Genomic DNA, 13,844 nt, shown 5'->3' on the forward strand with positions numbered 1-13,844 from the left:
TCCCGGCCAGCACGCCCCGAACCACGTGGAGTAAGCGATGTGTCAGGGTAGGCGCCAGTCCACGGGGGAGGCCCCCATCTCGGTGAGGATCGTGTTGGCGCGGCTGAAGGGGCGCGAACCGAAGAACCCGCGCGAGGCGGACAGCGGGGAAGGATGCGGCGAGGCGATGATCGGCGTCTGCCCCAGCATGGGGGTCAGGGACTGCGCCGGCCGTCCCCACAGGATCGCCACCAGCGGGCCGCCGCGCTGAACCAGGGCCTCGATCGCGCACTGCGTTACCTTCTCCCAGCCCCAGCCCTTGTGCGAGGCCGGCGCCCCGGGCCGAACGGTGAGAACCCGGTTGAGCAGCATGACGCCCTGCTCGCACCACGGTGTGAGGTCCCCCGACGTCGGCCGGGGCACGCCCAGGTCGCTGACCAGCTCGCGGAAGATGTTCTCCAGGCTGCGCGGGGGCCGTACGCCAGGGGCCACCGAGAAGCTCAGCCCCATGGGATGTCCCGGGGTGGGGTAGGGGTCCTGGCCGACGATGAGGATGCGCACGTCATCCATCGGGTAGGTGAAGGCCCGCAGCACGTCCGTTCCCGCCGGCAGATACCCGGCGCCGGAGGCCACCTCCTTGCGCAGCCGCTCCCCGATCTCATGGATCGTGGGCTCCACGGGCGCCAGGGCGCGCGCCCAGGAGGGGTCGATGAGCTCTGACAGGGGCTTGGCGGTCGTCACACTGCGAGCCTAATGGCCCGCTGCCGGTGCTTGCAGGATCTTGTCCGGCCGGACCGCGGTTATGTGAGCCGGACGTGGCGATCAATACCCGACGAATGGTGCTCGGACCGGTATCTTGTGAGGGTGAGCAACTACGACTACCCCGAGGACGAGTTCGACGTCGGCGAAGACGACGGCCCGGTTCCCGTCGGCGTGCACCGCGCTCAGGTGCCCCGGTGGCGCAGCTGGGTGCCACTGCTGGCGATCATCGTCATTGTCCCGGCGCTCGCCTGGGGGGCCGTGACGTTGTTCCTCAACGGCACGGGGGGCTCCGGCGGCTCGTCGGGCACGGCGTCGTCCTCTCGGCCCGCCCAAGGCGGGCAGGCCACGAGCACTCGTGCCTCGGGCGAGAAGTCCGGTAAGGCCTCCCAACCTGCTGATAACAAGTCGGCCGACGCCTCGGCCAAGCCCAGTGCCTCCGCCTCCGCTTCCGCCAGTTCCTCCGGCAACGTCGACTTCAACACCGGGGTCACTGTGGCCAACGGGACATCGACCAGTGGCCTGGCCAAGGGCGCCAGCGACAAGCTCACCAACGGCGGCTTCACCGCGGTGAACGTCACCCCCGGGATCTACGAGGGAGAGGAGCCTGCCAAGTCGACGGTCTACTTCAGCTCCCCGGAGAACCGTCCCGCGGCCGAGGAGGTCGGTAAGAAGCTGGGCATCAGCAACGTGGTGGAGAGCGCGGAGAACGCGCAGTCCAACCCGATCGTCGTCATCCTGCGCGATGACTACAAGCCGTAACGGGTAGTACGAGCCCATGAGGCTGCCGGCGCGCCCCAGCCGCCGTCGGATCCTGACACTTGCTGTGGCGGCCCCGCTCACCGCCGCCGCAGCCATCTGGGCGGGCCCTCGTCTTGGACGGCTCTCGTACCGCGAGCCGACACTGCTGAGCAACGGCCTGGTTGTGGGCGGGGGAGGGGCGGTGTACCCCCTCGCTCCGGGCGACACGGTGACCTGTGTGCCGGGGACCCGCCTGCCCGAGGACCCTGCGCCATGGGGGCTGACGCTCTCGGAGCGGGACGCACTGGCCCGCCAGGCCCTTGCGCGCCGCGAGACGGCGCGTCTTCCCGCAGGCAGGTGGAAGGACCTGGCGGAAGTCTGCCTGACCGACCTGCTGGCCCTGACCGGGCCGGTGCTGATGACGGGGCCGGCAGTCCGGCGGACGACGGAGCCCGATCAGAGGCCCACTTGGAATCCCACCGTCCGCTCCGGTTCCGCGAGCGGCGTTGCGCACGACGGCGACGGGCGCCCGCAGGATGCGGAGGCCTTCCCCGCGGGCGCGGTAGTGGCTGCGCCGGTCGGTATCTGGCGCTACGTCTGGCCCCGGGACGCCGCGTTCGCCGCGGCCGCCCTCAGTGCGGTGAACCTTCCCCAGGAGGCCCTGGGGGTACTGGGTAACCTGGCCTCCTGGCAGCGGGCCGACGGCGGCTTCGAGGCCCGCTACACCAGCAGTGGCCAGGCCCCTGATAACCGCCCTCCCCAGGCCGACGGCTCCGGATGGTTCCTGTGGGCTGCGGCCCGACTCCTGGACGATGGTGTTTCCGCCGCAGAGCTGGGCGCCTCGGTGGGAACGCGCCTGGCGCGCGCCGCGGCCCGGCTCCTGACGATGACGGACACGCCCTCGCACCTGCCCGCCACCACGCCCGACTACTGGGAGGTGGCCGAGACGGTGCTCACCCTGGGGACCGCTGCGCCGGTGCTCCTGGGACTCGAGGCCGCGACGGCGCTGGCCGGGGCCGGGGTCGATCTGGCCGTCCCGTCCCAGGTCTTGGCAGACCGGGCGGAGGTGGTGCGCCGCGCCATGGAACTGAACTTCGCCCCCTCCTGGGGGCGGCACGTGCGACGCGATGACATCGATGCCGCGATCGCTTTGGTCCTGCCGCCCTTCACCGAGGCCCTGGCGGGAGCGCGCGAGGCCAGGCGGACGGCCGCGGCTCGCATGCGACGCCCCTCCGGCGGTCTGGCCCCGGGGTCCGGCTGGCGCGACGACGGCGTCTCCTGGACGCCGGAGACCGCCCTGTTGGCCTGGTCGGCCCTGTCGTTGGGGATGGAGGATGAGGGCGTGCGGCTGCTGTCGTGGTTGGAGGAGCACCGCACCGGCGCTGGCGCCCTGCCGGAGAAGGTCCTGTCCGACGGCGCCCCGGCGGGGCCCGCTCCCCTGGCCTGGACCTGTGCGCTCATCTTGCTGGCCACCGCCCCAGGGGCAGCGGACGAGCGGTCGTGAATCGAGTCCGTAGCTGCTGAGGGACCCCGCGGGTGTTGCCGCGATTCCCCGATTCGCCGTCGGAGGATTCAACGCGGATCAGATCTGAGCGCCTTGCACTCAAGGGCTGAGAGTGCCAGCATTGCGGTTAGCACTCGGAGTCCTCGAGTGACAACGCATCCACGAATGCAATCTCAATCCACACAGGCTGGAACGTGAGGACCGGCGTCGGGCGTGACGTGAACGTCCGGGGACCGATCCGTCCGTCGCGGGCACGAACCGGCCGCCCCTACCACGCAGTGGAGGAAACTCAATGTCCAAGATCATCGCCTTCGACGAGGAGGCCCGCCGCGGCATGGAGCGCGGCCTCAACACCCTCGCCGACACCGTCAAGGTCACCCTGGGCCCCAAGGGCCGCAACGTCGTGCTCGACAAGAAGTGGGGCGCTCCCACGATCACCAACGACGGTGTGACCATCGCCAAGGAGATCGAGCTCGAGGAGCCCTACGAGAAGATCGGCGCCGAGCTCGTCAAGGAGGTCGCCAAGAAGACCGACGACGTCGCGGGCGACGGCACCACCACCGCGACCGTCCTGGCCCAGGCCCTGGTGCGCGAGGGCCTGCGCAACGTCGCCGCCGGCGCCAACCCGATCGCCGTGCGCCGCGGCATCGAGAAGGCCGTTGCGGCCGTCGTCGAGCGCCTGCTCGCCGACGCCAAGGAGGTCGAGACCCAGGAGGAGATCGCGGCCACCGCCTCCATCTCCGCCGCCGACGAGCAGATCGGCGCCTTCATCGCCGAGGCCCTGGAGAAGGTCGGCCACGAGGGCGTCGTGACCGTCGAGGAGTCCAACACCTTCGGCCTCGAACTCGAGGTCACCGAGGGCATGCGCTTCGACAAGGGCTTCATCTCCCCCTACTTCGTCACCGACCCCGACCGCCAGGAGGCCGTCCTGGAGGACTCCTACGTCCTGCTGGTCGAGTCCAAGATCTCCAACGTCAAGGACCTGCTCCCGCTGCTGGAGAAGGTCATGCAGACCGGCAAGCCGCTGGCCATCATCGCCGAGGACGTCGAGGCCGAGGCCCTGGCCACCCTCGTCGTCAACCGCATCCGCGGCACCTTCAAGTCCGTGGCGGTCAAGGCCCCCGGCTTCGGCGACCGCCGCAAGGCGATGCTCCAGGACATGGCGATCCTCACCGGCGGCACGGTCATCTCCGAGACCGTCGGCCTCAAGCTCGAGAACGCCACCCTGGAGGACCTGGGCCAGGTCCGCAAGGTCGTCGTCACCAAGGACGAGACCACCCTGGTCGAGGGCGCTGGCGACAAGGACGCCATCGACGCCCGTACCTCCCAGATCCGCCTGGAGATCGAGAACTCCGACTCCGACTACGACCGCGAGAAGCTCTCCGAGCGCCTGGCCAAGCTGGCCGGTGGCGTGGCCGTCCTCAAGTCTGGCGCCGCCACCGAGGTGGAGCTCAAGGAGCGCAAGCACCGCATCGAGGACGCCGTGCGCAATGCCAAGGCCGCCGTCGAGGAGGGCATCGTCGCCGGTGGTGGCGTCGCCCTGCTCCAGGCCGCAGAGGTTCTCGACTCCCTCGAGCTCGCGGGCGACGAGGCCACTGGTGCTGCGATCGTCAAGGTCGCCGTGGAGGCCCCGCTCAAGCAGATCGCGATCAACGCCGGTTTCGAGGGCGGCGTCGTCGTGGACCGCGTGCGCAACCTGCCCACCGGTGAGGGCCTCAACGCCGCCACCGGAGAGTACGTCAACCTGCTGGCCGCCGGCATCGCCGACCCGGTCAAGGTAACCCGCTCGGCCCTGCAGAACGCCGGCTCCATCGCCGGTCTGTTCCTGACCACCGAGGCCGTCGTGGCCGACAAGCCCGAGCCCCCGGCCGCCCCGGCCGAGGGCGGCGCCGGCGACATGGGCGGCATGTACTGATCGACGTCACTCATCACGAGCCAGTCACTGCCCGGTAGTCCCGGCCCGCGATACGCGGCCGGACCCGGGACTCGGCGGCGGGCCGTCTCCCACTCGCGTGAGGGGCGGCCCGCCGCTTCGCGTGCACTGCCGGCACCTGTATGCCGTAACGTGCGCGGTCGGCGTGGCACGGTAGCCGATACGGTCTCCTGGCCGCCGTGGGCGGGCCTACTGGCCGGCCACGGGCCCGGTGCTCGCGGCCGGAGCCGGGGCGGGTGCTGCGAAACGGCCCTTGTTCGTGGTCTCGGCGTCGTCGTAGCAGACGGCGGCGTTATCCAGGGCGAGGCTGATCTGGTCGAGGTTGGACTGCACCTGGAGCTGGGTGAGGTGCCAGTCGGATGCGCAGGTGGCCATGGAGTCCGACGCCGTCCCGGTCCAGCAGGACTGCAGCAGGCCGATATCGCCCTGCATGGCGTCGACCTCGGTCTGAATCGTGGCGATACGGCTTCGTGTCCGTGCGGCGGTGTCTGCCACCGCGGCGGTGTCGACGGAGTAGGTGGGCATGGCTGGGTCCTTTCGTGAGAGGCGGCTCGAAGGCCGTGCGCTGCGGTGCTCAGTGGTGCACGCTGTGCCTCTCACGTTAGAGGCCGGATCCGGTTCACGTCGGGCGCGCAGCCGGCCCTGTGGACTGGGCCCGCAGGCGACGGCCTGTGGCCACGCAGGACCCGCGCAGACGCTTAGAGGCTGCCGGCGCCGTCGTCGATGATCTCCTCGGCGATGGGGGTGATCTCACCGGTACGGGCCTCGCGCAGCTCCTTGGCCTCCTGAGTCTTGGCCCGCAGCTTCTCGGCGAGCTTGTCCCGCTCGGCCTGAACCCGGGCACGGCGGTCCTCGGTCTCGTCGGAGCGGTTGCGTGAGCACATGAGCAGATCCAGGTCGGCGACGCAGGACTCCATTGAGGCCGTGTGCGCCATCGCCTCCTCGCCGTCCCCGTCCTCGAGCGCGTCGCTGCGGTCGGCGGGCGTCTCGCCGGGTCTGTGCACGGAGGCCGGGGAAACGGCCGGAATCCCTCTGGCGGGGGTACGCGGGGAGGGAGCACTCGACGGAGATGACGGCGCGGACGATGCCGGCGACGCGGCTACCGCCGGGGTCGTTGACGACGGCGCGGACTTCAAAGCCCTCAGGCTGTTGGTGTCGATACGCAGGGTGTCCCCGTCCCGAGACGGGCCGGGGGCTGGCTGTCCGGCCGGAGTCAGGACGCGCAGCCCCAGCGGAGGAGTGCGGGGATCGCTGCCGGTGCCGTCGTCGAGCCGCTCAGGGGCCGGTTCGGGGCGAGCAGTGGTCGCAGTGTCTCCGGCAACCGGAGTCGTGGGGTCGGGACGGGGCATGGCCCGGTCGGGGAGGGCGTCGGCCACCTGATGATCGTCTTGTCCGGTCTCTGCGCCGGGTACGTCGGAGAGCTTGGCGAGTTTCTCCCTCAACCGTCGTTGCTCGGCCGACAGGTTCTCCCGGGCCGCGTGCTCCCAACGCTCGCCCAGGGGGGAGTGGAAGAGATGATCGCGGTCCAGCAGTCGGGAGACGATCGTCAGGCGCCCGCGCAGATACGCCCCCAGGGGAATATGGGAGTACTCCTCGCGCAGCAGGCGCACGTACTCTGCATAGGTCTGCGGGTCCACGGCCAGGGTCCCCAGGTCGGCGTCGATAAGCGCCTGGGCATCGATATCATGCTCGTCGAGCATGTGCCGCTTGAGGTTGACGATGAGGCAGCACACCCGCTTGACGGTCTCCATCGGGACGCCCAAGTGGTGGAGGTCCGCCTCGGCGAAGGCCGCCGAGGCGGTCTCGTCCTCGCCGCCGTTACCGCGGCTGACCTCCTCGGCGTCGGAGGAGAAGACGCACCCGTGGTACCAGCAGGCGATCCGCATGATGTTCGGGTTGTGGGACTCCTCTGCCAACTCGTCGACGCGCGCGAGCATGTCGATGAGATGGCGCAGATTGTGGAAGCGGCGGTCCGGCGTGGACCAGCGCTCAATGAGGAGCTCGCCGGCGGAGTGGATCGCCTCTGGGGGCTGAGTGGCGCCGAGCGCCTTCACCGAGCGGGTGAAGGCCGGCAGGAGCCATTGCGGTGCGTCGATGACACCCATGGGTCAGTCTCCGTGTTGGAAATGGAACGCGTGCCATCGTAGGACTGTCTTTACCGCAACGTCGACGTGACACAGTGTCTCGCGCGCCACTCTTACGGCGTCTCGGACGGCGGGTCCGGGGATGACCGGGGCTGATCGTGCCTACCAGGCCGGTGCTGGCGGCAGCTCGATGTGAACGGTGGCGCCGCCGCCGGGGGTCTGAAGCATCTGGACCGTGCCCTTGTGAGCGGCCACGATCCCCAGAACGATCGCCAGGCCCAGACCGGAGCCGCCGGTCTCCCGGTTGCGGGAGGTGTCGGAGCGGTAGAAGCGCTGGAAGACCTTCTCGGCCGCCTCCGGCGGAACGCCGTGGCCGTGGTCGCGCACCTCGACCACGACGACCGGCTGCGCCGTCGGATTCGCGTGCGGGGGCGCCATGCCGATGGCGATCTCCACCGGCGTGCCCGTAGGCGTGTGGCGCACGACGTTGCCCAGCAGGTTGGTGAGGATTTGGGAGAGGCGATCGCGATCGCCGATGACTTGGATCGACGGCGCCTCCTTGCCGGCGGCCTCATCGCGGGGATCCAAGGGGATGAGGCCGCAGTCGCGCTCGGGGGCCAGGACCATCATGTCACTCAGGGCTCCGGCAGCCAGCTCGGTGAGGTTGACCGGCTCCATGGACATCTCTCGGCCCTCGTCGATCCGGGCCAGCTGGAGGAGGTCATCGACCAGTCGCCCCATCCGATTGGACTCTGTCTCGATGCGCCCCATGACCTCGCCGGTCTTGTTGGCGGGCACCCCGCCCATCCGGTAGAGCTCGCCGTAGCCGCGAATCGCGGCCAGGGGTGTGCGTAGCTCGTGGGAGGCGTCGGAGACGAATCGGGTCATCCGCTCCTGGGCCACGACCTGGGCGGCGAAGGCGTTCTCGTTCTGGGAGAGCATCGCGTTGATCGCCCGCTGCAGGGAGCCGACCTCTGTGGTGCGCGGCTCGGTGACCAGGATGCGGGCCGACAGGTCGCCATGGGCGATCCGCCCGGCCACGCCCTCGATCTGGCGCAGGGATCGGAAGGAGCGGTGGACCAGGTAGGTGGCGAAGACGGCGCCCACCGAGATGATCGAGACGTCGGCCAGGGCCACCACCAGGCGGGTCCGCTCAACGGTCTCCATGATGTCGCTCAGCGGGAGGGCCAGGGCCACGGCACCTGTGTACTCCTGGGTTTCCTTGTCCTGGATGAGCAGAGTGATCATCCGCCACTGGTGGCCGGGCTGATCCGAGTTGACCGTCGTGATCGGGTAGTCGCCCTTATCCGCGTGGGCCAGGGCGCGCCGGTAGTCCAGGCCCTTGATCTCGGGGCGGCCGTACTTGGTGGCGGTGTCGGCCGAGATCCACTCCCCGTTGCGGGTGGCGTCGAGGTACTCGGCCTTGACGTAGTAGTTCGAGGGGAAGGTGGTGCTGCTGGTTCCGCCCTCGCGGATCTGGGCCAATCCCTGGCTCCCGATGGCCACCGAGGTGGTGCGCAGTTGGCTGTCGATCTGCCCCATCATGTGGCTGTAGAGCAGGGAGGTCACCACGAAGGAGACGACGATGAGCCCGATGGCCAGGAGGCCCGTCGTCATGAGGGTCAAGCGGGTGCGCAGCGGCATCGCCTGCCAGGGCCGCTGGATCGCGGTGATCGGGTGCCACCGGCCCCGCTTGATCGGCCGGTGCTGCTTGCCGGACGACTTGGCCGGGCGCGTGCTCCCCCCACGCGCCGCGGTCATCACTCGGCCTTGGGCTCGCGCAGCATATAGCCCACTCCACGACGGGTCTGGATGAGCGGGGTGACGGGCTGGCCGTCAGCTCCCTGAATCTGGTCCACCTTACGGCGCAGGTAGGAGATGTAGGACTCCACGATCGCGGCGTCGCCGTTCCAGTCGTACTCCCAGACGTGGTCGAGGATCTGGGCCTTGGACACGACGCGCCCGGCGTTGAGCATGAGGTAGCGCAGGAGCTTGAACTCGGTGGGGGACAGGTCCACCTCCACCTCGGCGCGGTACACCTCGTGGGCGTCCTCATCCAGAACCAGATCGGCCACGCGCACGACGCCATCGTCCTCATTCTCGATGGCGTGGGTGCGGCGCAGGATGGCGCGGATGCGAGCGATGACCTCCTCCAGGCCGAAGGGCTTGGTGACGTAGTCGTCGCCGCCGACGGTCAGGCCCTGAACCTTGTCCGCCATGTCGTCGCGGGCGGTCAGGAAGAGGATGGGAGTGGTCACGTCGCGCTCGCGCAGGCGCCGGGCCACGGTGAAGCCGTCCATATCGGGCAGCATGACGTCGAGGACCACCAGGTCGGGGGACGTCTTCTCCACCGTCTTGAGAGCGCCATTGCCGTCTCCCGCGATCGAGACCTCGAAGCCCGCGAAGCGCAGGGAGGAGGCGAGTAAGTCGCGGATGTTGGGCTCATCGTCGACGACAAGGAGGTGAGCTTCGGTGCGGGACTGCTGGGAACGCTCCATGCTGCTCACCATCCCTTCACTTTCTGGTCGTTTCCTGAATGGGTTCCGAATGGTTGCTGTTGACGGGTCAAATGCTTTGTGCGACGTATGGCGCGTCCCGATGGTCGCATCCCCTGGGATTTCCACGAGAAAGTGGGGTCTGTGTGGTTGCCGTCGCACAGAGGTGGCCGGTGAAACGCTCCGGGCGAGTCGGGTTGTGAGATGGGGCGGGGCGACGGCCGATGCCGTCGCCCCGCCGAAGGATCAGAGGAAGGCGAGTGGGTCGAAGTCCTCCAGCGGGATGATGCACACGCGCGGCAGGGGGATGGTGAAGGCCTTGACGTCGCTCTCCAGGTCGTAGACCGTCAGACCATCGCCCTCCAGCGCGGCCAGCTGGGCGTTGAGGAACTCGCGGAAGCACAGAATCCCCACCTTGGCGCCCGCCTGCAGGAGCCGCTCGATGTGGGGGATGTAGTCGCCGTCGTGGCTGCCCAGCAGGATGTGGGCCTCCTGGCCGGACTCGACCCGCTCGGCCAGCGCCTCCAGGGTGCGCTGAATACCGATGTCGACGACCTTCTCCTCATTGCTGCCCGACCCGGCCAGGGGAACGGGACGGTAGTCCATGGCCAGCAGGGCCTGGATGAAGCTCATGGGCATGTGGCCGCTGGTGGCGTTGAGGAAGAACAGCGCGCGGGCCTCATCGCCCTCGCCCTCGGCGGCGTCGGCGGAGGACAGCTCATCGCAATACGCGAGGACCCGGTCCCAACGGGGCCGCTCCTCAGGTTCGGGACGCCGACCCAGCACGCTCATGCCGAGGGTGGCGTCAATGTTCTCGCCATCGACGAGAAGATAAGTCGGTACGCTCATGGGCCCCATGTTACCGGTCCGGTTGTCTCCCAGCAGGAGGCGACGCTCGGGTAAGCGCCGCGGATTTCAGCCCTTTCCGGCCTGCTAGGGGAGCTCTCGGGGCGTGCCCCGAGGGTGATCGCAGGCGGTGGCCGGTCCCTGGTGGGGATGCGCCGGTGCTCGCTGATGCCAGGCGGCGCGGAGCCGCCCGGCCCCGTCTCGGTGACGAGTGCCGGGCGGCTCCGCGGTGCAGAATGCGGGTGCTCGCGGTTCGGCCGGTTCAGTGCCCGGCCCCGCGAGAGGGCTCTCAGTAGGAGGACTTCTCCTCGCCGACCGGCTGGCTCTGGGTCTTGAGGGCCTCGAAGGCGGCGTTGATGGCGGCGTCGTCCCCGTCGGTGATCTGGGCGGGGGCCTGCTGCTGGGCGCCCGGCAGCGCCGGGTTCTGCCCGGACTTGAGGGCGGCGAGGCGGGCCTCGGCCTCCAGGCCGGCACCGGAGGACTCGAGCTCGGCGAACTGGGCCTCCAGGGAGGAACCGGCCAGCTCCATCTGCCCGGCGGCCTGGGCCTCGACCCGACGCACCTGGTCCTCGTAGCGGGACAGCTCGCTGGTGGGGTCCAGGACATTGATGGAGCGGATGGCGCCCTGCACCTTGACCTGGGCCTCGGCGGTCTTCTGGCGGGCGATGAGCTGGTCGCGCTTGGAGCGCAGCTCACCGAGCTTGACCTCCATCTGCTGCAGACCGGTCTTGAGCTGCTCGACGACCTGGCGCTGGGAGGTGATCATCGGCTCGGCGGCCTTGGCCTCGTTCTCCGCCGTGATCTGCTTGGTCAGCGCGATCTTGGCCAGCGAGTCCCACTTGTCCGCACCGGGCGTGTCGCCGCCGGCGCGCAGCTGGTCGGCCTTGCGGGAAGCGGCCAGGGCCTTGTTGCCCCAGTCGCGGGCCTCGGCGACGTCGGCGTCGTGGTCCTTCTCAGCCAGGCGGAGGTTGCCGATCGTCTGGGCGACGGCGTCGCGGGCCTCAGCGATGGAGGCCGTGTAGTCCCGCACCAGCTGGTTGAGCATCTTCTCCGGGTCCTCGGCGCGGTCCAGGAGTGCGTTGACGTTGGCGCGGGTCAGCTGGGCGATGCGCCCCAGGATCGACTGCTTCTCAGCCATAGTTGATTTCGTCCTTCCGTCGAGGTGCGACGTCGGTATGGGCAGGTATGGGCACGGCGGTTGCCGGATGATGGCCGGTTGGCCAGCGGATCAGGCGTCATGATCTCAGGTGCGGGCCACCGGAGTCACGCGGGCGGGGATCTCATCGCTCAGGGCATGACTGGTTCATGAGTGGGACCCGACGGCGGAGAACCGGAGCTCAGAAGTCGCCGCCCCCATCGAAGAAGTCACCGACCCCGTCGAGGAAGTCTCCGCCTCCCGAGAAGAAGCCGCCGCCCCAGTCATCGTCGTGGTGGTGGGAGCCCCAGCCGCCATAGCTGTGGCCGCCGCCCAGCAGCAGCCCGCCCAGCAGGAGCGAGCCCAGGTCGAGCCCGCCGCCCGAGCGCGGGCTCCATGAGCTCGACGACGACCCGCGCACGTCGGCCTCCGCCAGGGCCTGGGCCTGGGCCACGAGGGGCTCGGCCGCCGCGACCTCCGCCAGGGCCGCCACCGGGTCGGTGGTCTGCACCGTCGTGGCGGCCGTGGCGTGGCGGGCGGCCTCACTCAGTGCGGTGCGCGCCGAGGGGCCCACCGCCCCACGGTAGGTGGTGATGTAGGAGGTGACCGACTCCACCTGGGAGTTGAGACGGGCCAGGCGCGAGCCCAGGGAGGCCCGGGCGCGCGAGTCGTTCTCCTCGCGCTCGCGGGCCGGGGCCAGAGCGTCGTCGATGGCGGCCTCAGCTCGGGCCAGGTGGTCCAGGGCGGCCAGGGGGTCGCCGCTCGGCGAGTTGCCGCTGGCCTGACGGCCCTCGGCGACCGCGGCCTCGGCGTCGGCCACGAGCGGGGCCAGGGTCGCTGAGGGAACCGAGTCCTCCAGGCGCTTGGCGTCCACTAGATCCGAGGAGATCGAGGCGATAGCCGTCTCCAGGTCCCTCGCCGCGCTCTGGAGGCGCTCACGGGCCCCGGTGACCTGGGCGGCCAGCTCGCCCGCCTGCGCGATCGAGCCCTGGGCGATGCGCACCTGCTCCACCGCCGTCGCCCCTTGGGCGGCCTCGACGCTGTCGCGGGCCTGGTCCAGGGCGGTGCGCCCGGCCGTCAGCAGCCGTCGGGCCTGCTCGGGGGCCTGGGCCACGCTGGTCAGGGAGGAGGCGGGATAGGCTGCGCTGAGGGTGACCAGGATCGTCTCGGCCATAACGATGGTCTGCTCGGTTTCGTCGGCCCTCTGGGTGGTCTCCGCGATCGACGTCGGCAGGTTCGCCTCGATGCCGCGCCGTTTGTTGAAGGCCTCCTCCTGGGCGCGGATCTCACCGACCGCCTCCGAGCAGCGCTGGAGGATCTCGGTGTACATCTGCCGCTGCTGCGGCTCGGTCTCGGGGATGTCGTCGTCGAGGATCTTGCGCAGCTCGAAGCACCGCGACAAGTGCTTGCGGGCGCCGTCCAGGGCGGCCGTGAAGGCGTCCGTGGCGGATAGCCCGAACTGCGCCTGGGCGTAGGACAGCTCCTCGGCGGCGGCGCGCACCGTGTCATCGGCCTGGACCAGGGCGCTGCCGGCCTGCGTGCGCAGCTGCTCCGTCGTCATCGTCGCGGGGCTTGTGGCCTGGTTCCCGGGTGCGTCGCCCGCGGCGGCCTGCTTCCTGCGCTTGCCGAACAGCATGTCGTCGTTCTCCTTGTCCTTGTTCTTCCTGCGCCTGTACACCGTCCAGGCGGCGGCCCCACCCGCCGCGACCGCGCCCCCGCCCAGCAGCACCGGAAGCGCCGAGGAGCCCGAGCCGCTCGAGCCCGATGAGCCGGAGATGTTCTCCGGAATCGCCGCCACGGCGGCGTCGTAGTCCCCGGCGTTCAGCTGCTTCTTGAGAGCTGAATCGATCCGCTTGTAGTCGGACTTGGAGAACTTCGAGGAGTTGCTGTGCGCCTGCAGCTTGTAGCTCCTCGAGGCCGATCCGTCGGCGGGGATGTTGATGACCAGGAGCATGTCGTCGCGCCCCAGCTTCGTGTCCTTGAAGGTCTGCTCGGCGATCGCCGAGGCCTTGCGGCTGGAGTCGGAGACGGTCAGCACCCACAGGCCCACGCCGTGCTTGGAGGACATCGTGTCCACGGCCTGCTTGGCCTTGGCGGCGTCCAGGATCCCGAGCTCATCGGTGACGTGCTCGGTCAGGGTGGTCGACGCCGAGGGAAGGGCACGGGGCGCGGCCGCCGACACTGCGCCAGCGGAAGCGCCGGGGGCCAGAGGTGTGACGCCCGCGGCCGTCGTCGTCGGCGCCGCCGCAGCGCTCGCGGAGGCTCCCAGCAGTCCCAGGACGGCCGCCGTCGCGGCGCCGGAGGCGGCCAACTGATACAGCTGATGTAAGGGACGGAGGTGTGGGGATCGTGGGTGCTTCATCCGGGC

Annotated in this window: 11 protein-coding genes; 3 read left to right on the plus strand and 8 right to left on the minus strand. The window is 69.8% G+C overall.

The window, feature by feature from the left end:
- Positions 1–42: 42 nt before the first annotated feature.
- A complete protein-coding gene (locus FK256_RS12580; protein ID WP_009232482.1) occupies positions 43–720 on the minus strand; it encodes a uracil-DNA glycosylase in 678 nt (225 codons plus the stop codon).
- A 117-nt stretch (positions 721–837) separates the two neighbouring features.
- Here FK256_RS12580 and FK256_RS12585 point away from each other — a divergent pair, with 117 nt between their 5' ends.
- The 3 genes from FK256_RS12585 (at position 838) to groL (ending at position 4,898) form a co-directional block, all read left to right on the plus strand.
- Positions 838–1,500 carry a LytR C-terminal domain-containing protein gene (locus FK256_RS12585; protein WP_009232481.1) on the plus strand — a complete coding sequence of 221 codons (663 nt, stop codon included), beginning with the start codon at positions 838–840 and terminating at the stop codon, positions 1,498–1,500.
- Between the two features lie 16 nt (positions 1,501–1,516).
- Complete coding sequence (locus FK256_RS12590) at positions 1,517–2,983, plus strand: glycoside hydrolase family 15 (protein WP_141424979.1); 1,467 nt, start codon at positions 1,517–1,519, stop codon at positions 2,981–2,983.
- Positions 2,984–3,275: 292 nt separating this feature from the next.
- Entirely contained in the window at positions 3,276–4,898 is a 1,623-nt protein-coding gene (groL, locus tag FK256_RS12595; RefSeq protein WP_021606674.1) for a chaperonin GroEL, read from the plus strand.
- Positions 4,899–5,105: 207 nt separating this feature from the next.
- Here groL and FK256_RS12600 read toward each other — a convergent pair whose 3' ends face one another.
- From FK256_RS12600 to FK256_RS12630, 7 genes are all read right to left on the minus strand, one after another.
- Positions 5,106–5,441 carry a WXG100 family type VII secretion target gene (locus FK256_RS12600; protein ID WP_009232478.1) on the minus strand — a complete coding sequence of 112 codons (336 nt, stop codon included), beginning with the start codon at positions 5,439–5,441 and terminating at the stop codon, positions 5,106–5,108.
- 173 nt (positions 5,442–5,614) lie between these two features.
- Positions 5,615–7,021, minus strand: coding sequence for an HD domain-containing protein (locus FK256_RS12605; protein ID WP_141424980.1), 1,407 nt, complete (start codon positions 7,019–7,021; stop codon positions 5,615–5,617).
- A 141-nt stretch (positions 7,022–7,162) separates the two neighbouring features.
- Entirely contained in the window at positions 7,163–8,761 is a 1,599-nt protein-coding gene (locus tag FK256_RS12610; RefSeq protein WP_141424981.1) for a sensor histidine kinase, read from the minus strand.
- On the minus strand, positions 8,761–9,510 hold the full coding sequence (locus tag FK256_RS12615; protein WP_021608513.1) for a response regulator transcription factor: 750 nt from the start codon (positions 9,508–9,510) through the stop codon (positions 8,761–8,763). The genes FK256_RS12610 and FK256_RS12615 overlap by 1 nt, the downstream gene beginning before the upstream one ends.
- 231 nt (positions 9,511–9,741) lie before the next feature.
- Complete coding sequence (locus FK256_RS12620) at positions 9,742–10,344, minus strand: NYN domain-containing protein (protein WP_034472811.1); 603 nt, start codon at positions 10,342–10,344, stop codon at positions 9,742–9,744.
- 286 nt (positions 10,345–10,630) lie between these two features.
- Positions 10,631–11,479: a PspA/IM30 family protein gene (locus FK256_RS12625; RefSeq protein ID WP_009232474.1), complete on the minus strand. Its 849-nt coding sequence runs from the start codon at positions 11,477–11,479 to the stop codon at positions 10,631–10,633.
- Between the two features lie 199 nt (positions 11,480–11,678).
- Complete coding sequence (locus FK256_RS12630; protein ID WP_244936429.1) at positions 11,679–13,787, minus strand: TPM domain-containing protein; 2,109 nt, start codon at positions 13,785–13,787, stop codon at positions 11,679–11,681.
- Positions 13,788–13,844 lie beyond the last annotated feature (57 nt).

This window comes from Actinomyces johnsonii (assembly GCF_006546835.1).
In the GTDB taxonomy this organism is placed as follows: Bacteria; Actinomycetota; Actinomycetes; order Actinomycetales; family Actinomycetaceae; genus Actinomyces; species Actinomyces johnsonii.

What these genes read in the sequence shown, in the direction of transcription:
- FK256_RS12590 (WP_141424979.1), top strand. Translation starts at nt 1,517, where the DNA reads ATGAGGCTGCCGGCGCGCCCCAGCCGCCGTCGGATCCTGACACTTGCT.
- groL (WP_021606674.1), top strand. Translation starts at nt 3,276, where the DNA reads ATGTCCAAGATCATCGCCTTCGACGAGGAGGCCCGCCGCGGCATGGAG.
- FK256_RS12600 (WP_009232478.1), bottom strand. Translation starts at nt 5,441, where the DNA reads ATGCCCACCTACTCCGTCGACACCGCCGCGGTGGCAGACACCGCCGCA.
- FK256_RS12605 (WP_141424980.1), bottom strand. Translation starts at nt 7,021, where the DNA reads ATGGGTGTCATCGACGCACCGCAATGGCTCCTGCCGGCCTTCACCCGC.
- FK256_RS12610 (WP_141424981.1), bottom strand. Translation starts at nt 8,761, where the DNA reads ATGACCGCGGCGCGTGGGGGGAGCACGCGCCCGGCCAAGTCGTCCGGC.
- FK256_RS12615 (WP_021608513.1), bottom strand. Translation starts at nt 9,510, where the DNA reads ATGGTGAGCAGCATGGAGCGTTCCCAGCAGTCCCGCACCGAAGCTCAC.
- FK256_RS12620 (WP_034472811.1), bottom strand. Translation starts at nt 10,344, where the DNA reads ATGAGCGTACCGACTTATCTTCTCGTCGATGGCGAGAACATTGACGCC.
- FK256_RS12625 (WP_009232474.1), bottom strand. Translation starts at nt 11,479, where the DNA reads ATGGCTGAGAAGCAGTCGATCCTGGGGCGCATCGCCCAGCTGACCCGC.